The sequence below is a fragment of the Janthinobacterium sp. GW822-FHT07H10 genome (assembly GCF_058798675.1).
In genome coordinates this window covers 186393-204049 of sequence record NZ_JBXAKS010000007.1, presented here as the reverse complement: position 1 = coordinate 204049, position 17657 = coordinate 186393, and the positions used below count along the sequence as shown (strand labels likewise).

The window sequence follows — 17657 nt, the reverse complement described above, 5'->3', positions numbered from 1 at the left end:
AGCTTACTGCTCGCGCGTGCTGCGCCACTCGACCAGTTCCTCGATGGTGAGGATGGGCATGCCATGCAGTTCGGCAAAGCGTTCGATATCGTCGCCGCGCATCATGGTGCCGTCCGGATTCATCAGCTCGCACAGCACGGCGGCCGGGTTCAGGCCCGCCATGCGCGACAGGTCGACGGAACCCTCCGTGTGACCACGACGCTCGAGCACGCCACCGGGCGCGGCGCGCAGGGGGAAGACGTGGCCCGGACGCACCAGGTCGGCCGGCTTGGCGTCCTTGGCGATGGCGGCGCGGATGGTGGTGACCCTGTCGGCGGCCGACACGCCCGTCGTGACGCCGTCGCGCGCCTCGATGGAGACGGTAAACGGCGTGCCGTAGCGGCTGCCGTTGTCGGACGACATGGGCGGCAATTCCAGCGCGCTGACGACGTCCGTCGGCAGGCACAGGCAGACGATGCCGCTGCATTCGCGGATCAGCAGGGCCATGGTTTCATTCGTCAGTTTTTCCGCCGACAGGATCAGGTCGGCTTCATTTTCACGGTCGAAATCGTCGAGCAGGATGACGGGGATGCCGGCGCGCATGGCGGCCAGGGCGGACTGGATGCGACCTTCGAGGTCGTTGGAAAGCAGGGTATAGCTGTTGACTAACATGGTGAAACGCTCCTCGCATAGGCGAAAAACGCTGCAGGGCAAGCGAATAGACGCAACTGGCCGCATCGCCGTGGCGATGGGACATCACACTACTGCACATCTTCTTTCATCCGGACTATACCGTCGGCTCTAGGTTTGCACTAGATCTGCTGACCCTGCCAAAAGGAATTTGACAGGCGCTCGCGGGCTTGACCGTTGCCGGTCTTACCGCCGGTGGGGAATCGCACCCCGCCCCGAAGACGTATTGTTGTGCCGGTCCACATGACCGGCGGCAATACTGTAGCACAATTGAAAAAACCTGGCAGGGCACAGTCGAGTTTGTTATTCGACAAAGTTCCCTTGGGAAAGTCGTTTCCCCTAAGCTGTTTTTAATCGCGGAAAGTCGATTTCGGTGTAAGGTATGCTTACTGAATCTTACGCAAGGCACTACATGAAGCTGAGTAAATTACGCCTGATTTCGGGCGCCGTCCTGCTGGCATGCGCCTGCATGGCCCAGGCTGAAATCCGTTTGAGCGACCCCTTGCCGCTGGCACCAGAAGTTACCGTAGGTACATTGCCGAATGGCTTGACCTACTACATCAAGAAAAATGCCCGTCCGGCACAGAAAGTCGAGCTGCGCCTCGTGGTGAAGGCCGGCTCCATCCTGGAAGACGACGACCAGCAAGGGCTGGCGCATTTCACGGAACACATGGCTTTCAACGGTTCCACGCATTTCAAGCGCAATGAACTGATTTCTTACCTGCAATCGATCGGCGTGAAATTCGGCGCCGACCTGAATGCCTACACGAGCTTTGATGAAACGGTGTACGTGTTGCCGATCCCGACGAACAGGAAAGGCAACCTGGAAAAGGGTTTCCTCGTGCTCGAAGACTGGGCGCATGGCTTGAAGTTCAATCCGGCCGACATCAACAGCGAGCGCGGCATCGTGCTGGAAGAGGCGCGCCTGGGCAAGGGCGCCAGCGACCGCATGAACAAGGTGCTGTATCCGAAATTGCTGAACGGTTCGCGCTATGCGGAACGCATGCCGATCGGCAAGGAATCCGTGCTGAAGACCTTCAAGCCGGAAGCCATCAAGCGTTTCTACCAGGACTGGTACCGTCCCGACCTGATGGCCGTGATGGTGGTGGGCGACGTCGAGCCGAAGCAGGCCGAAGCGATGATACGCGCGCATTTCGGCAAGCTGAAAAATCCCGCGAAACCGCGTCCGCGCGTGTATGCGGAAGTGCCGCAGCGCTCGCAGACGGAAGCGCTGGTGATCACGGACAAGGAGGCGGCCGACAATTCCGTCTTCATCCGCTACCCGATCCGCGCCGCGCAGGAACCCGTCACCATTGCCGACTACCGGCGCCAGATGATCGAAAACCTGTACGGCCAGATGCTCAGTGCGCGCATGCAGGAATTGTCGCAGCAGGCCAATCCGCCCTTCATCCAGGGCGGCAGCAGCATGGGCAAGCTGGTGCGCGGCTATGAATCGTTCAGCGCGTATGCCTTGCTGGGCAAGGGCGGCGTGCAGCCGGCCATCGATGCGCTGGTGCAAGAAGATGAACGGGCGCGCCGTTTCGGTTTCAGCCAGGATGAGCTGGACCGCGCGCGCAAGGACATGTTGCGCAACTACGAACGGGCCTACAACGAGCGCGACAAGTCCGATTCGGCCGGTTTCGTGGCCGAGTATTCGCGCAACTTCCTCGAACAGGAAGCCATCCCCGGCATCGCCAACGAGCTGCTGTATGCACGGGAACTCTTGCCGCAAGTGACCTTGCAGGAAATCAACGAGACGGTGGCCAAGGTAATCCCCGACCAGCAAAAGAAACTGGTGGTCTACATGGGTGTCGAGCCGAAGGCGGGCGATACGGCGTCCGCCGTACCGACGCAGCAGCAATTGCTCGATGCGGTCGCCAGTGCCGAGCAGCAAAAGGTTGAGCCGCGCACGGAAAAAGTCCTCGCCAGCGAACTGATGGCAGGTCCGCCGGCCGGCGGCAGCATCGTCAGCGAAACGCTCAACAGCGCCATCGGCGTGACGGAACTCAAACTGGGCAACGGCGTGCGCGTGCTGCTGAAACCGACGGACTTCAAGAATGACCAGGTGCTGATGGGGTCGACGCGTTTCGGCGGCCAGTCGCTGTTCGGCGACGCCGATATCTACAACGCCCGTTACGCCAGCGCCGTCGTCGGCAGCATGGGCTTGAAGGACCTGGCGCCGCTGGACCTGCAAAAAGTGCTGGCCGGCAAAACGGTTAACGTGGGCGCCTCGCTGGGCGAGCTGAGCGAAGGCTTTGGCGGCTCGTCCAGCAGCGCCGACGTGGAAGTCATGCTGCAGCTGGTGTACCTGTATTTCCACGACGTCCGCAAGGATGACGGCCTGTACCAGTCCTTCATCGGCAAGCAGCAGGACCTGGCGAAGAACAGCATGGCGCAGCCGGAAGCCGTGTTCTACGACGCCATCCAGCATGCCATGTTTGGCGACGGCCCCCGCGTGGAAGGCGTGCCGCGCGCCGAGGATTTCGATCGTGTGGGCCTGGAGCGGTCGCTGGAGATTTTCCGCCAGCGTTTTTCCAGCGCGCGCGACATGACCTTCATCTTCACCGGCAGCTTCGAGGTCGACAAGATCAAGCCGCTGATCGCCAGCTACCTGGGCACCTTGCCCGTGGCCGAGCTGCCGCATGCCTACCGCGACGTCGGCTTGCGCCCCGTGGCCGGGGTGGTCAAGAAGGATGTCTATATGGGGAGCGAGCCGAAAAGCAATATCTCGATCACCTTCAATGGCGACGTGGCGTATTCGGATGAGCAAAAGCTGACCTTGCAGGCGCTGGGCGAGGTGCTGAACCTGAAAGTCATCGAAGTGCTGCGCGAAAAGATGGGCATGATCTATGGCGGCGGCTTTGAAACGACGATGGGCCAGCATCCGTACGGCCACTATTCGGTGGCGCTGAGCTTGCCGACGGGGCCGGAAAACGTCGACAAGGTGATCGCCGCCGCGTTTGCCGAGATCAGCAAGATGAAGACGGACGGGCCATCCGCGTCCGACCTGGAAAAGGTCAAGCTGAACTGGATCACGCGCCAGCAGAAATCGCTGCGCGAAAACCGCTACTGGATGAACCAGTTGATGGGCTCGGTGACGCAGGGACGCGATCCCGCGCAAATCCTGCGCTTCGAGCAGCGCGTGCGCGCCATCACGCCGCAAGCCGTGAAGCAGGCAGCGCAGCGCTACCTGGACATGCGTAATTATGTGCAGGTGGTGCTGTATCCGGAACGTAAAAATATTGCATCGAAGTAATCTTCATTGTTGACGTGCAGGGGCGGCAGGGCGACGAAGCTGTTAAACTGCTGCTTATTGATGTGATATTGCAATTTAACAAGTAAGGAATGCACGATGGCGAAGAAAGAAGAACTCGATCCGGAAACCCTGGAACTGATCAACTGGTGCATCGAGGTCGAAGGCTTCCTCGTCGCCGGCGGCGCTACCGTGGCACAGGCGCAAGATCATATCGAAGAACAGGTCGAGTGGTTTACCGACCAGTTCTATGACGGCTTGACGCCGGAAGAGGCAGCCAAGGAAGCCTTGGCCTGACCTTCAGCTTCACACTCACAGCGGGCGGTGCCTGCCGGGCACAGCCCGGTAGCGCCGCCCGTTTTGCTTTTCTGAAAAGATTTCCATAAGGCAACTTCAAGGCGTTTTCACGCATAGCGCATTTTTTGTATATTATTTTTCCAGGCTCCCATGACTCTCCGTTCGCGCATTCTCCTGTTGTGCTTTAGTACCTTGCTGGGCATCGTCCTCATCGCTTCCTTTTCCCTGTATTCGCTGCGCCAGACCATGATGGCCGAGCGCGTCGAGCAATTGACGGTGCTGGTCGAGCTGGCCAATGCTTCGGTGGAAAAGGCGTATGCGCTGGAACAGTCGGGCAAGCTCACGCGTGAGCAGGCGCAGCAGCAGGCCAAGCTGGCCATCGGCAGCTTCGTCAAGGACGAGATGTATTATTTCGTGCGCGATTTCAGCACGGACTTGCTGTACGTGCATCCGAATGCGTCGCGCATCGGCACGCCGCAAAAGAATATGAAGCAGTCGGGCGACCGTTATCGCGCGGCGCTGGCAAACAGCCGCATCGGCTTCGTGCAGGCCGACGGCACGCGCCCCGGCGTCAAGGATCCGGTGGCGAAGATGTATGCGGTGGTGAAATTTGCGCCGTGGGACTGGCTGGTCGGCACGGGCACGTATATCGATGACATCAACCACAAGTTCTGGGCCCAGGCGGGCGTGCTGCTGGCCATCGGTGGCGCGCTGATGCTGGTGGTGGGCGGTTTGGCGGCGCTGATGCTGCGCCGCATCCTGGGCCAGCTCGGTGGCGAACCCGACTACGCAGCGGCCATCGTCGCGCAAATCGCCAAGGGGGACCTGACCACGCATATCGAGACGCGCCCTGGCGATACGTCCAGCCTGTTGATGGCGATCAAGGCCATGCGCGATAACCTGGCACACCTGGTGAGCCAGGTACGCAACGATGCGGACGCCATTTCCACGGCGTCCGGCGAGATCGCTTCGGGCAACCACGACTTGTCGGCGCGCACGGAGCAGCAGGCGGGATCGCTGGAAGAAACGGCGTCGACGATGGAAGAGATGACGTCGACCGTGCGCCAGAATGCGGACAACGCGCGCCAGGCCAACCAGCTGGCCATTTCTGCCTCGCAAGTGGCGACGCAGGCCGGCGGCGTGGTGGGCCAGGTGGTCGATACCATGGGCGCCATCAATGCCTCGTCGAAGAAGATCGGCGACATCATCGCCGTCATCGACGGCATCGCCTTCCAGACGAATATCCTGGCCTTGAACGCGGCCGTGGAAGCGGCCCGCGCGGGCGAGCAGGGCCGTGGTTTCGCCGTCGTGGCGACAGAGGTGCGCAACCTGGCGCAACGCTCGGCCGCCGCTGCCAAGGAGATCAAGCAATTGATCGACAGTTCCGCCGAGCAAGTGGGCGCCGGCGAAAAACTGGTGGCGCTGGCCGGCGAGACGATGGAAAAAGTCGTTTCCAGCGTGCAGCATGTGACCGATATCGTGGCCGAGATTTCCTCGGCCAGCGCCGAACAGAGCGCCGGCATCGAACAGATCAACCAGGCCATCGTCGAGATGGATAACATGACGCAGCAAAACTCGGCGCTGGTGGAACAGGCGTCGGCGGCGGCGCAGGCGATGAACGAGCAGGCGGCCGGGCTGGCGCAGATCGTCAGCGTGTTCAAGGTGGGAACGGCGACAGCGGCGCCGCGCCGGATCCGGTAAGGGCGGCAGCTTTCCCCTCAGTCAAGGGAACTTTTTGATTGCTCGCCTGTCCAAAATTCTTGGTCCGCAATGGACGTAGAGCAGAGGTGAGCATGACAGACGGTTTTTCCTATCACGCGGCGTTCGCCCGCAACCTGGGCTGGGTCACGCAGGCGGAGCAGGACAGCCTGCGCGGCAAGCGCGTGGCCATCGCCGGCATGGGGGGCGTGGGCGGCGTGCATTTGCTGACCCTGGCGCGGCTGGGCATCGGCGCCTTCCACATCGCCGATTTCGACACTTTCGACATCGCCAATTTCAACCGCCAGGCCGGCGCCATGGTGTCCACCCTGGGCCAGCCCAAGGTGGCCGTGCTGGCGCAGATGGCGCGTGATATCAACCCCGAACTGGACATCAAGTCATTTCCCGATGGCGTCCATGAGAGCAACCTGGCGGAGTTCTTCGCCGGCGTCGACCTGTACGTGGATGGCCTGGATTTCTTCGCCTTCCCCGCGCGGCAAGCCACCTTCGCCATGTGCGCGCGCCTGGGCATCCCCGCCATCACGGCCGCGCCGCTGGGCATGGGCACGGCCGTGCTCAGCTTCATGCCGGGCAAGATGACGTTCGAGCAGTATTTTGGCTGGGGCGACTTGCCCGAGGAAGAAAAAGCCCTGCGTTTCCTCGTCGGCCTGGCGCCGGCCGGCCTGCATGCTCCCTATCTGCTCGACCCGTCCGCCATCAACCTGAAGGAGCGGCGCGGGCCATCGACCATCATGGGTTGCCAGCTGTGCGCGGGCGCCGCCGCCACCGAGGCGCTGAAGATCTTGTTGAAGCGCGGCAAGGTGGTGGCGGCGCCGCACGGCATGCATTTCGATGCCTACCGCAACAAGCTCGTGCATACCTGGCGTCCGGGCGGCAACCGCCATCCCTTGCAACGGCTGACGATGGCCATCATCAAGCGGCGCCGCGCGGCGCGGGGAGGCTAGATGGCGCCGGCACCGCAGCTCGATACCATCCTGGAAAACATCCTCGACCAGGCCCGCTGGGCGCCCCGCGGCGACAATACGCAGCCATGGCGCTTCGAGATCGTCGCGCCCCGGCACGTCGTCGTGCATGGCTTCGATACGCGCAGCCATTGCGTGTATGACCTCGACGGCCATCCCAGCCAGCTGTCGCTGGGCGCCTTGCTGGAAAGCCTGGCGCTGGCGGCCAGCAGCCACGGCTTGCGCATGGAGGCGCGCCGGCGCCTGTCCATGCCCGATACCCTGCCCACGTTTGACGTGCACCTGCTCGACAGTCCCGGCATGCTGCCCGATCCGCTGGCGGCCTTCTTGCCACGCCGCAGCGTGCAGCGGCGCCGGCTCGGCACGCGCCGCCTGCGCGCCAGCGAAAAGGCCGCGCTGGCGGCCAGCCTGCCGCCCGGCTATGGCGTGCAGTGGCATGAAGGCTGGCGTGCGCGCCTGGCCTGCGCGCGCCTGATGTTCGACAATGCGAAGCTGCGCCTGACCATGCCCGAGGCGCACAGGGTGCACCGCGACGTGATCGAGTGGGGCGCGCGCTTCAGCAACGACCGCATCCCGGACCAGGCGCTCGGCGTCGACCCGGTGACGGCGCGGCTGATGCGCTGGATCATGCAAAGCTGGCGCCGCGTGGATTTCTTCAATACCTGGCTGGCGGGCACGCTGGCGCCCCGGCTGCAGATGGACTTGCTGCCCGGCCTGTATTGCGCCGCGCATGGCGTGCTGCTGGCCGATGCGCCGCCGCGCCATATCGATGATTACGTGGCGGCCGGCCGCGCCATGCAGCGCTTCTGGCTGACGGCCACGCAGCTGGGCCTGCAATTGCAGCCGGAACTGACGCCGCTGATTTTTTCCCGCTATGTGCGGGAACGGCGGGCTTTTTCGCGCACCGAGGGCATGCAGGAGCTGGCGCAGGAACTGGCGGGACAATGCCAGTCCGTGCTGGGCGCGGCGGCGTTCGATCGGGCCGTCTTCCTGTGCCGCATCGGCGCCGGGCCGGCTGCCCGCGCGCGTTCCCTGCGCCGTCCGCTGTCCGAGCTGCTCGTGACACCGGCCACGGCGCCATGAGGCGGCGCCGTCCATGCCGGCGGCGCCCGTCAGCGCCGGCGCCTGCCCAAGCCGGTTGCGCCAGTCGCGCCGGCGACGGCGGCCAGCGCGGCCAGGCCTGCAGCCAGCAAGGGCAGGGTGCCTGGTAGCGGCATCGGCGTGGCGTGGCGCACATACGCCAGTTCGGAACTGTTGAGCATGTTCAATACCAGCGTGTAGCTGCCTGCCGCCAGCAGATCCGTGACGGCGCCAAACTGGCCGCCGCAGCTGGTGCCGATGCCCGTGCCGGTGGGCGTGCCGCAGCCGGTCGGATCGTAGGTGAACACGTTGCCGCTGGTCAGCGGCGCCTGGGCGTAGCCCGTATTCAGGCTGGCATCGTCGGCCAGTTCGGTGCCGCCGAGGATGCCCGAGCCGAGGCTGCCGTCGGGCGCCCAGTTGAAGACGATCTGGCCATTGCCGTCGATGATGCTGAAGGTGAGCGCCATATTCGTGCTGGCGGCCGATCCCGTGCCGGCCAGGGCATCCAGGTACAGTTGCATGAAGGGCAGGGCCTGGAAGTTGAAGGCCAAGGTCGCGCCCGGTTCGCCGACGACGAAGTTGACGGCCATGGCCGTGGTGGAGCCATTGCGCCCCGACGCGTCGGCGTTGCCGCTGCCCGTCAGGAAGGTTTCCGCCGCATTGACCGTATGCGTGCTTGTCGACCCCGGTGGAAAGGGCGGGATCTGCGACGTGACGATCTGCGCATCGCCGCGCGCATACGAGGCGTTGCCCATGCCTTGCTGCGTGAAATCGTTTTGCCCTTTGCTGACGGCGCCGCGCGCCGCTTGCGGTGCGTCAATCTCGTTGCTGCCGCCGTGGATGACGCTGCTGCCATTCAGGGTGGCCGTAGTGCGCGACAGGTCGATGTTGCTCAGCAAGGTGGTGGAACCCGTGGGATTGCTGATCACCAGGCCAAAGACGCTCGTGTACGCATAGCCATATGCCGCGGCGTGGGCTGCGTCGCTAGCCGCCAGCAGCAGCATGGCCAGCAGCGCCGCGGGAAGGCGGTTACAAGAAAAAATGCTCATGAAAAATCCTCATCTCCTGCTCGGACGGCGGCATGGCGGCGGCTGTGCAGGCGGCGCCAGGCTGTAAGGAAAACCGACAGGCTTGCCGCATAAAAAAGGCGAGGAGACTACCCTCGCCTGTGAGTCCCCCTGTTAGCTGCTTCAGGCGCTGACCTTGCGGCGGCTGGCATAGCCCAATCCAGCCAGGCCCAGGCCCAGCAGGGCCAAGGTGCCCGGTTCCGGTGCCGCTTGCTGTTTCACGAGGTCCACGCTTTCCACCGCGTTCAGGGTCAGCGTGTAGTTGCCGGCGCTTAAGGCATTGCTGACGGCGCTGAAGTTGCCGCCGCAGCCCGTGCCTACGCCCGTGCCCGTGGGTGTGCCGCAGCCGGTGGGGTCATAGGTGAACAGATTGCCGCGCGTCAGGAAGTTGGTCGCCAGGCTGGTGTTCAGGTTGGCATCGTCGGCCGATTCCGTGCCGCCCGAGATGCCCGAGCCGACCACGCCGTCGGGTGTCCAGTTGAAGACCGTCGCGCCAGTCGAGTCGGTGATGGTGAAGGTGACCACCAGGTTGGCCGTCGCCGTGGACAGGGGGCCGACATTGTTTTGCAAGAAGACCTGCATGAAGGGCGAGGACAGGAAGTCAAAGCTCAGGGTTGCCGTTGGCGAGCCGACGACGAAGTTGACCGAGAAACCCGTGGTCGAGCCGTTGCGCCCGGAAGCGTCGGCCGTTCCGGAGGGGTCGTCCAGGTGGACTTCGGCCACGTTGACGGCTTGCGTGGAAGTGGAGCCGGGCGGGAACGAGGGGAATTGCGTGCTGACGATTTGCGCATCGCCGCGCGAATAGTTGCCCGACGGGCCTTGCTGCGTGAAGTCGTTCTCGCCCTTGGTGACGGCGCCGACCGTGGCGCGCGGCGAATCGAGTGTGCCGGGACCGCCCTGGATGACGCTCACGCCATTCAGGGTGGCCGTGCTGCGCGAGATGGTGGTGCTGTTCAGGGCCGTGATCGAGCCCGTGGCGGCGGCGATCTGCAGGCCGAAGATGTTGTTGTAGGAGTAGCCGTAGCCGCCCGCCTGGGCGCTACCGGCGGCGCACAGCATGGCCAGTGCCGCCGCGGCCGGGAGCAGTTTCAGTTGGGAAAATTTCATTTGGATCACCTCACATCATGTGGTTGGGGAAGTCTTGCCTGAGCCCTGTCGGCAGGTGCTCATGGCCAGTACTAAGCGACTTCCATGCCAATGCATGAGATTCTTTTAAAATCAATGGCTTGGCCGGCTTTTGTTGACGTGGTGCAGGTGTTGGCGCAGGCGCTGTAAGAAAAGCCGACGGCGGCCGTCAGGGCTGGCCGCCGTGGGGAGCCGGGGCCAGCAGGGCCCGGATGTTGGCCAGCAGGCGCGGCCCCGGCGGGCAAGCCTGGAAGGCGGCCGCCAGTTGCCGCGCCGCCAGCCTGGCCTGGGCATCGTCCAGCATCCGCGTGGCCGCATGGCGCAAGGCCGTTTCCTGGAAGCGGTCGGCGCGCAGCAGCAGGCCGGCGCCGGCGCCGACGATGCCATGCATGTTCAGGAACTGGTCGAGATTGCCGGCGATGCCGATCACGGGCACGCCCGCCGTCAGCGCCTGCTGGCTGGTGGGGCTGCCGCCGTTGCAAATGACCAGGCTGGCGCGGCGGGCGGCCGCATCGCCGGGCAGGAAGGGGGCGACAAAGGCGTTGGGCGGCACGGCATCGACGCGGATGGTGCCGGCCGTGGCCGCCAGCACGGTGACGGGCAGGGGCGCCAGCGCGCGCAGCACGCGCGGCAGCAGCTGGCCCTGGCCGGAACTGCCCAGGGTGACGTAGATGATGGGGCGTCCACTGCTCAGCTCCGCGCGCTGCCACCAGTCCGGCAGCTCGAGCGGCGGGGCCCAGATGACGGCGCCCAGGTAGTCGTGCGTGGGCGGCATGGCCTGCGGCGCAAACAGTTGCGGGATGTCCGCGTACAAGGTGCGGTCGGCATCCGTATAGGTGCGGCGCAGGTCGCTGCCCAGCGATGGCAGGCCGTGCTGGCGGCGCACGCGGTTCAGGGGCACGGCGTGCGAGGCGAAGGCCAGCGGGCGGATCAGGCGGAACAGGGGATTGGCCAGCCAGATGGGCAGCACGCTGGTGAGGGGCAGGCTGGGCACCGTGTAATGCTGGCGCACGTGGGGACTCCAGTAGGCATTGCTGACGGTCATGTAGGGAATGCGCTGCAGGCGCGCACTGACGGACAGCGACAGGCGAAAGTCGCCGATGACGAGGTCGGGCTGCACGGTGTTGAGCAGGCGCAGATCGTCTGCCACGTATTGCAGCAGCGTGCTTTCTGTATAGACGGGCTTGCCTTTGGCCAGCGCCTGCAGAAATTGCTGTGAGGGTATGCTGTCGATGCGCCAGCGCCGCAACGCGGCTTGCCTAAAGCAGAAGTCATAACCGTCCGCGCAGGCAAAGTGCACATCGTACGCATCCTCGTCCAAGCCTTGCGCCAGGCTCAGTGGGCGGCCGATATGGGCCAGGGTCACTGCCTCGGCCATGAAAAGAATTTTTGTGCGCGTCATTGGATGGGCTCTTGCGTCGTCTCCCGTGATGCAGCTTTGCCTGCCGGATGCCTGCAAGGTTGGAGTGGCGAACCGGCGTTTGGTTCCCGCCGCGCGTGGCCAGGCGTGGCTGCTGGGCGCCAGGCTTTCCCGTCATCGGCTAGAGTGAGCGTAAAGGAGGTCCGCCATGCACCCACTATCCCGCGATATTCCGCGGCGCGCGCACAGCACGCCAGAACCCGATATGCCGCCGCCGCCCGAAGGCGATCCGCTTACGCCGCCGCCGGAGCCGCCGCCGCACATCGATCCCGTGCCGGTCGAGGAGCCGACGCCGCCAGCGCCACCCGTCAAGATGGGGTGAGCGACAGGCGGCATGCCGCCGCACCTGCCGCCACGCCCTTTATTTCCAGTCGGAAATGGAATGCGCACGCGGCGGTATCGCCACGCCATTTAAACAACAAAAAAGCCAATAAATGTTGCCGAGTGGATACAAAATGCGTGCTAACTGCTGTGTGTCATGCGGCCGTCACGATTCTGTTCTTATAATGAGACATCATAAAAATTCTTGTACAGGAGACCATCATGGGCAATTCCTTGCATAACAAAATTTACTTGGGCAGGCGGCCCGCGATCACCGGCAAGAACCTGATGGCGCTCGCGGTGGCAGGCGCCGTGGCCGGTTGTGGCCTGGCGTGGTTGCTGCTGCGCACCTACAAATAAGCGTCAGTCAGCCCGTGTTTCAGCCATCCGTTCGCTGCGCGGGCGGTGGCAGATTCACGTTGCCTGTTGCCGATGCGCAGCGGGGCGCGTACCATGGGGGCCGAACACCTGGCCTTTTATGGAAAAGTAATGAAGAACGAGAAATTAACGACCGATGAATATGACGCGCTGGAGCAAGTTGCACGCGGCATCAAGACCGAGCGCCCGAGCGCTTGCGTTGCCCGCAATGCCAAGCGCCTGTCCGGCCTGAAGCTGCTCAGCTATGCGCGCGATGGCCGCCTGTCCATCACCGAGAAGGCGCAACAACTGCTGTTCCTGCGTCGCTGCATCATGGGCTTGCGCGCCGTGGCCGTCGACCCGCTGACCAAGCTGGACACGGACGTGGCCTATTTCCTGGGCAAGAAAGCCCACATCGTGGCGCGCGCCGAGGGCGAGGGCCACGACATTTCCGACAAGGGCCGCGACTCGCTGGCCGACATCGACACCCTGGGCCTGTAAGGCTCACAACCGGCCCCTGCGGCCGGTTTTCGCATCCCACCACCTATTGACAACCATCCCCTTTGGAGAACACTTTGGACAGCGCGATGAACTGGTCGGCCCATGAATTGACGATGACGGTCCTGATGACGCCCGATATGGCCAACTTTTCCGGCAACGTGCACGGCGGCACCATCCTGAAATACCTCGACAGCGTTGCCTACGCCTGCGCCAGCCGCTATTCGGGCAGCTACGTGGTGACCTTGTCGGTGGACCAGGTGATGTTCTTGCAACCGATCCACGTGGGCGAGCTGGTGACCTTCCTCGCCTCGATCAATTACACGGGCACGACTTCGATGGAAGTGGGTATCCGCGTGGTGACGGAAAATATCCAGCAGCGCCTGGTGCGCCATGCCAACAGCTGCTATTTCACCATGGTGGCCGTGGACGCCAACCGCAAGCCCGTGGCCGTGCCGCCGCTGGCGCTGGAGACGCCGGAGCAGCAGGTGCGCTTCGAGCAGGCCAAGCTGCGCAAGCTGTCGCGCCAGAAGGTGTCGAAGAAATAGGCATCGCAGCATCAAGCTGTTGCAGATGCAAAAACGGCCACCAGAGCGATCTGGTGGCCGTTTTTTATTGCCTGCCGCCGGGTGGCGGCATGGCGCCGTGATTAACGGTCGCCGTAGCTGCGGCGTGCGCCGTCGGTGCTGCGCGGGTTGGAACCCTTGTAGCCGCCGCCGGTGCTTGGTGCGCCGTCTTTACGTGGTGCGCCCGGCTTGCTGAACGTGCGTTGGCCTGGTTTTGCGCCGCCGCGGTTGTCGCCTGGTTTCCAGCCGCCTGGACGGGCGCTCGAACGTGGTGCCGACGCCGTTTTCTTTGGCTCGAAACCTTCGATGACATTGACCGGGATCAATTGCTTGGTGAAGCGTTCGATGCGCTTGACGTTCATGCCTTCAGCGTGGTTCACCAGCGAGATGGCCAGGCCATTGCGGCCAGCGCGGCCGGTACGGCCGATGCGGTGGACGTAGTCTTCCGGGAACTTCGGCAGGTCGTAGTTGAACACGTGGGTGATCGTTGGCACGTCGATACCGCGGGCGGCAACGTCGGTGGCAACCAGCACCTTGACCTGGCCGCGGCGCATGCCGTCCAGGGTGCGGTTGCGCGCGCCCTGATGCATGTCGCCGTGCAAGGCGGCAGCCGAGAAACCGGCGATGTTCAGACGGTCGGCGATGGTGTCGGCGTCACGCTTGGTGGCGGTAAACACAACAGCCTGGTCCAGCGTTTCGTCGCGCAGCAGGTGGTCCAGCAGGCGATTCTTGTGCGACAGGTCGTCGACGAAGTGCACGCGCTGGGTGATGTTTTCATGCTTGTTGCTCGAGCTTGCCACCTGGATGACCAGCGGGTTTTTCGTGATGCGGCGCGCCATGTTGCCGACGACGCCATCGAGCGTGGCCGAGAACAGCATGGTTTGACGGCCTTCCGGCGTCGCTTCGACGATCTTTTCGATGTCGTCGATGAAACCCATGTCCAGCATGCGGTCGGCTTCGTCCAGCACCAGGATTTCCAGTTGCGAGAAGTCGATCTTGCCCGAATCCATGTGGTCGATCAAACGGCCAGGAGTGGCGACCAGAATCTCGGGATTCTTGGCCAGCAATTGCATCTGTTTAGGATAAGGCATGCCGCCCAGGATCGACACAGCCTTGATGCGGCGGATGCCGGTGCTGTACTTGTCGGTATTGGTCGTCACTTGCAGGGCCAGTTCGCGGGTCGGGGTCAGCACCAGCATTTTTGGCTGGGCAGCCTTGAAGCGTGGACGCTCGCCGCGGGCGCGCGATGCTTGCATTTCCTGGTTTGGCGTCTTGCCGGCGGCGCTTTGTTCGGCGCTGGCCAGTTTGTGCAGCGACGGCAGCATGAATGCCGCGGTCTTGCCCGAACCGGTCTGCGACGAGACCAGCAGGTCACGGCCTTCGATCGCGGCTGGAATCGCTTGCGACTGTACCGCGGTTGGCGCGGTGTAGCCCGATTCGGTCAGAGCGGCGAGGATGGACGGATGCAGGCCTAAGGATTCAAATGTCATTCTTTTTCTTTCGTGAAAATCAGCGTTCTTGCAAAAAGCAGAACGCAAAATAGCAACGCCAACCAAAACGAAATGACTCAACTAGAAAGAAATTTCGGCACAAAAGCTTTGCGCCGGGACGGTGTCAGGTGCGACACACAAGGCGGGAGGGCTTTATAAGCGGCATCCTGTGGATGCGCTAAGGCTTGCGAAGCTGCTAAGTTTGTAGTGCATATAACTGCGGTGTTGCCATCGCTTCAAGGGAACATATTGCAGCGCACAACGACACTATACCGTATTTGCCGCCGTTTTGCACTGCCTAAATGGGAAGAAGCGCGAGTCCTACCACGTTTTTCGCATGTTTCCTATGTGAAATCAGTAGAAATACGTAGTTTTTCGGCGGGTGGGCGGCACAGGGCCGCGACGCTGGCGGGACCGACCTCGCCATGCCCCTTCCGGTCCGGCCTGATGGGGCGCGCGGCTGGCGCCGGGCCGGCCAGGCCTGTCCGCCCCTGCCGCATCACTCCACTTCCGGATTGACCGCCATCACTTGCGAAAAGCCGCCATCGACGTAGGTAATCTCGCCCGTGATGCCCGAGGCCAGGTCGGACAGCAGGAAAGCGGCCGTATTGCCGACTTCCTCGATGGTGACGTTGCGGCGCAGCGGGGCGTGCTCGGCGACAAAGCCCAGCAGCTTGCTGAAGTCCTTGATGCCGGTCGCGGCCAGGGTCTTGATGGGGCCGGCCGAGATGCCGTTGGCGCGGATGCCGCGCGGACCCAGCGATTCGGCCAGGTAGCGCACGGACGCTTCCAGCGACGCCTTGGCCAGGCCCATGGTGTTGTAGTAGGGCACGGCGCGCACGGCGCCCAGGTATGTCAGCGTCAATACCGAGGCGCCCGGATGCAGCAGCGGCAGGGCGGCCTTGGCCATGGCGGGGAAGCTGTAGGCGGAAATGTCGTGCGCGATGCGGAAACTGTCGCGCGACAGGCCGTCGAGGAAGTCGCCGGCGATCGCTTCGCGCGGGGCGAAGCCGATGGCGTGCACCAGACCGTCCAATTGTTCCCAGTGCTGCGCCAGGTCGCCGAAGACGGCGCTGATCTGCTCGTCGCTGGACACGTCGCAGTCGAACACCAGTTCGCTGCCGAATTCGGCCGCAAATTCCGTGATGCGCTCCTTGAAGCGTTCGCCCACATAGGTGAAGGCCAGGGTGGCGCCTTCGCGGTGGCAAGCCTTGGCGATGCCATAGGCAATCGAGCGATTCGACAGCAGGCCCGTGATAAGAATTTTTTTGCCTTGCAAGAAAGCCATGACGACTCCTGTCTCGGTGGGTGGGCGGGTAGGGCGGATGTACAACCGGCCGCGACAGCTAAGCTGTGGCGGCCGGTGGCGTGTTTCCAGTACGAATCAGGCGTAGCGCAGCTTAGTGGCGCGCTTTTGCTCGGCTATTGCCGCCACCGCGCTGGATGCGCGGTTTCACCAGTGAAATTGGCGCTGCCTGCACCTTGCCGCCCTTGGTGACGCGGCGCACGGCCTTGGCGGCGCGTTCCGGACGGTCCGCTTCCAGCAGCATGGTGGCGCTGTCGGCGATTTCCTGCGTGATGTCCTTGTTCATCGTGGCCGAGGTTTTCGGCACGAGGATGGTGGAGCCGGCGCGCAGGCGGGTGCGCTGGGGAATGTTGTTGGCCTGGCGCAGGACGTCGGCCGTGGTGCCGAATTTCGATGCCAGGGTTTCGATGCGTTCGCGCGCATTGGTGATCTTGTGCGTGGTCCAGCTCGACAAGGCGTGGCCCCATTGCGCCAGGTTGGTGGTGAACTTGGCGGCGTTTTCCTGCGGCAACAGAATCTTGGTCTTTTCGCCGCCGATGATGACGGGGCGGTTAAATTGCGGATTCAAGGCCTTGAATTCATCCATCGACAGCTCGGCCAGCTGGGCGGCCACGGTGATGTCGATGTCGCTGGTCTTGTCGATGGCCGTGAAGTACGGCTGGTTGTCGACGACGGGCAGGGTCAGGCCGAACTGGGCCGGATTGGCGATGATGTTTTTCACCGCCTGCAGCTTGGGCACGTAGTTGCGCGTTTCGGCCGGCATCAGGTCGGCCAGGCTTTCGAAGTCGGTGGGCTTGCCCAGCGCCTGGTTTTTCTTGATGGCGCGCTGCACCGAGCCTTCACCCCAGTTATAGGCGGCCAGGGCCAGCTGCCAGTCGCCAAACATGTCATACAGGCGCTGCAGGTAGGTCAGGGCCGCATCGGTCGAGGCCAGTACGCCGCGGCGCTCGTCCTTGAACATGTTTTGCTTGAGGTTGAAGTCGCGTCCGGTGGCGGGCACGAATTGCCACATGCCGGCCGCATTGGCGCTCGAGAACGCCTGCGGGTTGAAGGCGGATTCGATAAACGGCAGCAAGGCCAGTTCCGTCGGCATGCCGCGCTTTTCCAGTTCCTGCACCACGTGGAAGATGTAGCGTGAGGCGCGCGCCGTCGTGCGGGCGATGTAGTCGGGGCGCGTGGCATACCAGTTGACGTGGTTGGCCACCAGCTGGTTGTTAATGTCGGGAATCGCATAGCCGCTGCGGATGCGGCCCCAGACGTCGGCTTCGCGCAGCGGATCGGAACTGTCGCTGAGGTTTTTCAGCAGGCGGTCGGTCTTTTGCAGGCGGTTGTCGAGGGTGGGGAGTTTCGCCGTGACCTGGGCGGTCATCGGGATCAGGGCGGGTGTGGTGGCGGCGACTGGCGCGTTATCGCTCTCAACACCGGCTTCGTACGCCTGGCTGAGGGCGGGCGCAAGCGCCAGGGCCAACGCCGCCAGGACGGTAGATTTAAAGGAGTTTTCGTGCATAGTGTTCCATTGTTGTCGTC

Annotated in this window: 16 protein-coding genes and 1 riboswitch; of the genes, 9 read left to right on the top strand and 7 right to left on the bottom strand. The window is 63.4% G+C overall.

What is annotated here, in order from left to right:
• Positions 1–3: 3 nt before the first annotated feature.
• Positions 4–651 (bottom strand): 3,4-dihydroxy-2-butanone-4-phosphate synthase, encoded by a 648-nt coding sequence (gene ribB, locus AC1RDJ_RS17555; protein WP_071322882.1) that lies wholly within the window; start codon positions 649–651, stop codon positions 4–6.
• A gap of 94 nt (positions 652–745) precedes the next feature.
• Positions 746–896, bottom strand: a riboswitch (FMN riboswitch).
• A 185-nt stretch (positions 897–1081) separates the two neighbouring features.
• Between ribB and AC1RDJ_RS17550 the strand changes: the two genes are divergently transcribed.
• The 5 genes from AC1RDJ_RS17550 to AC1RDJ_RS17530 all read left to right on the top strand — a co-directional run bounded on the left by AC1RDJ_RS17550 (position 1082) and on the right by AC1RDJ_RS17530 (position 7983).
• Positions 1082–3925, top strand: a complete 2844-nt coding sequence (locus AC1RDJ_RS17550) for a M16 family metallopeptidase (protein WP_493028259.1) — start codon at positions 1082–1084, stop codon at positions 3923–3925.
• Between the two features lie 96 nt (positions 3926–4021).
• On the top strand, positions 4022–4219 hold the full coding sequence (locus AC1RDJ_RS17545) for a hypothetical protein (protein ID WP_010399555.1): 198 nt from the start codon (positions 4022–4024) through the stop codon (positions 4217–4219).
• A gap of 150 nt (positions 4220–4369) precedes the next feature.
• On the top strand, positions 4370–5920 hold the full coding sequence (locus AC1RDJ_RS17540; RefSeq protein ID WP_493028258.1) for a methyl-accepting chemotaxis protein: 1551 nt from the start codon (positions 4370–4372) through the stop codon (positions 5918–5920).
• 92 nt (positions 5921–6012) lie between these two features.
• On the top strand, positions 6013–6882 hold the full coding sequence (locus AC1RDJ_RS17535) for a ThiF family adenylyltransferase (protein WP_493028257.1): 870 nt from the start codon (positions 6013–6015) through the stop codon (positions 6880–6882).
• Complete coding sequence (locus AC1RDJ_RS17530; RefSeq protein ID WP_493028256.1) at positions 6883–7983, top strand: nitroreductase family protein; 1101 nt, start codon at positions 6883–6885, stop codon at positions 7981–7983.
• A gap of 29 nt (positions 7984–8012) precedes the next feature.
• Here AC1RDJ_RS17530 and AC1RDJ_RS17525 read toward each other — a convergent pair whose 3' ends face one another.
• From AC1RDJ_RS17525 to AC1RDJ_RS17515, 3 genes are all read right to left on the bottom strand, one after another.
• Entirely contained in the window at positions 8013–9029 is a 1017-nt protein-coding gene (locus AC1RDJ_RS17525) for an EDSAP-1 family PEP-CTERM protein (RefSeq protein ID WP_493028255.1), read from the bottom strand.
• Between the two features lie 141 nt (positions 9030–9170).
• On the bottom strand, positions 9171–10154 hold the full coding sequence (locus AC1RDJ_RS17520) for an EDSAP-1 family PEP-CTERM protein (protein ID WP_493028254.1): 984 nt from the start codon (positions 10152–10154) through the stop codon (positions 9171–9173).
• 187 nt (positions 10155–10341) lie between these two features.
• Complete coding sequence (locus AC1RDJ_RS17515; RefSeq protein ID WP_493028253.1) at positions 10342–11574, bottom strand: nucleotide disphospho-sugar-binding domain-containing protein; 1233 nt, start codon at positions 11572–11574, stop codon at positions 10342–10344.
• A 166-nt stretch (positions 11575–11740) separates the two neighbouring features.
• Here AC1RDJ_RS17515 and AC1RDJ_RS17510 point away from each other — a divergent pair, with 166 nt between their 5' ends.
• From AC1RDJ_RS17510 to AC1RDJ_RS17495, 4 genes are all read left to right on the top strand, one after another.
• Positions 11741–11914 (top strand): hypothetical protein, encoded by a 174-nt coding sequence (locus AC1RDJ_RS17510; RefSeq protein WP_493028252.1) that lies wholly within the window; start codon positions 11741–11743, stop codon positions 11912–11914.
• A gap of 221 nt (positions 11915–12135) precedes the next feature.
• The gene (locus tag AC1RDJ_RS17505; protein WP_156894731.1) at positions 12136–12273 is read left to right on the top strand and encodes a hypothetical protein; all 138 of its coding nucleotides are present in this window, start codon (positions 12136–12138) and stop codon (positions 12271–12273) included.
• A 129-nt stretch (positions 12274–12402) separates the two neighbouring features.
• Positions 12403–12771, top strand: coding sequence for a hypothetical protein (locus AC1RDJ_RS17500; protein ID WP_071322890.1), 369 nt, complete (start codon positions 12403–12405; stop codon positions 12769–12771).
• Positions 12772–12857: 86 nt separating this feature from the next.
• On the top strand, positions 12858–13316 hold the full coding sequence (locus tag AC1RDJ_RS17495) for an acyl-CoA thioesterase (RefSeq protein ID WP_071326331.1): 459 nt from the start codon (positions 12858–12860) through the stop codon (positions 13314–13316).
• Positions 13317–13417: 101 nt separating this feature from the next.
• On the opposite strand, the gene AC1RDJ_RS17490 is transcribed toward AC1RDJ_RS17495, so the two are convergent.
• The 3 genes from AC1RDJ_RS17490 to AC1RDJ_RS17480 all read right to left on the bottom strand — a co-directional run bounded on the left by AC1RDJ_RS17490 (position 13418) and on the right by AC1RDJ_RS17480 (position 17637).
• Positions 13418–14824, bottom strand: coding sequence for a DEAD/DEAH box helicase (locus AC1RDJ_RS17490; RefSeq protein WP_071322891.1), 1407 nt, complete (start codon positions 14822–14824; stop codon positions 13418–13420).
• 499 nt (positions 14825–15323) lie between these two features.
• Entirely contained in the window at positions 15324–16112 is a 789-nt protein-coding gene (gene fabI, locus AC1RDJ_RS17485; RefSeq protein ID WP_071322892.1) for an enoyl-ACP reductase FabI, read from the bottom strand.
• A gap of 112 nt (positions 16113–16224) precedes the next feature.
• Positions 16225–17637 (bottom strand): transglycosylase SLT domain-containing protein, encoded by a 1413-nt coding sequence (locus AC1RDJ_RS17480; RefSeq protein ID WP_493028251.1) that lies wholly within the window; start codon positions 17635–17637, stop codon positions 16225–16227.
• Positions 17638–17657: the final 20 nt, after the last annotated feature.

Excerpts from the sequence above, each read along its gene's own strand:
- fabI (WP_071322892.1), bottom strand. The coding sequence starts at position 16,112 with ATGGCTTTCTTGCAAGGCAAAAAAATTCTTATCACGGGCCTGCTGTCG.
- AC1RDJ_RS17520 (WP_493028254.1), bottom strand. The coding sequence starts at position 10,154 with ATGAAATTTTCCCAACTGAAACTGCTCCCGGCCGCGGCGGCACTGGCC.
- AC1RDJ_RS17550 (WP_493028259.1), top strand. The coding sequence starts at position 1,082 with ATGAAGCTGAGTAAATTACGCCTGATTTCGGGCGCCGTCCTGCTGGCA.
- AC1RDJ_RS17510 (WP_493028252.1), top strand. The coding sequence starts at position 11,741 with ATGCACCCACTATCCCGCGATATTCCGCGGCGCGCGCACAGCACGCCA.
- AC1RDJ_RS17530 (WP_493028256.1), top strand. The coding sequence starts at position 6,883 with ATGGCGCCGGCACCGCAGCTCGATACCATCCTGGAAAACATCCTCGAC.
- AC1RDJ_RS17525 (WP_493028255.1), bottom strand. The coding sequence starts at position 9,029 with ATGAGCATTTTTTCTTGTAACCGCCTTCCCGCGGCGCTGCTGGCCATG.
- AC1RDJ_RS17505 (WP_156894731.1), top strand. The coding sequence starts at position 12,136 with ATGGGCAATTCCTTGCATAACAAAATTTACTTGGGCAGGCGGCCCGCG.
- AC1RDJ_RS17495 (WP_071326331.1), top strand. The coding sequence starts at position 12,858 with ATGAACTGGTCGGCCCATGAATTGACGATGACGGTCCTGATGACGCCC.
- AC1RDJ_RS17540 (WP_493028258.1), top strand. The coding sequence starts at position 4,370 with ATGACTCTCCGTTCGCGCATTCTCCTGTTGTGCTTTAGTACCTTGCTG.
- AC1RDJ_RS17490 (WP_071322891.1), bottom strand. The coding sequence starts at position 14,824 with ATGACATTTGAATCCTTAGGCCTGCATCCGTCCATCCTCGCCGCTCTG.
- AC1RDJ_RS17535 (WP_493028257.1), top strand. The coding sequence starts at position 6,013 with ATGACAGACGGTTTTTCCTATCACGCGGCGTTCGCCCGCAACCTGGGC.
- AC1RDJ_RS17515 (WP_493028253.1), bottom strand. The coding sequence starts at position 11,574 with ATGACGCGCACAAAAATTCTTTTCATGGCCGAGGCAGTGACCCTGGCC.
- AC1RDJ_RS17545 (WP_010399555.1), top strand. The coding sequence starts at position 4,022 with ATGGCGAAGAAAGAAGAACTCGATCCGGAAACCCTGGAACTGATCAAC.
- ribB (WP_071322882.1), bottom strand. The coding sequence starts at position 651 with ATGTTAGTCAACAGCTATACCCTGCTTTCCAACGACCTCGAAGGTCGC.
- AC1RDJ_RS17480 (WP_493028251.1), bottom strand. The coding sequence starts at position 17,637 with ATGCACGAAAACTCCTTTAAATCTACCGTCCTGGCGGCGTTGGCCCTG.
- AC1RDJ_RS17500 (WP_071322890.1), top strand. The coding sequence starts at position 12,403 with ATGAAGAACGAGAAATTAACGACCGATGAATATGACGCGCTGGAGCAA.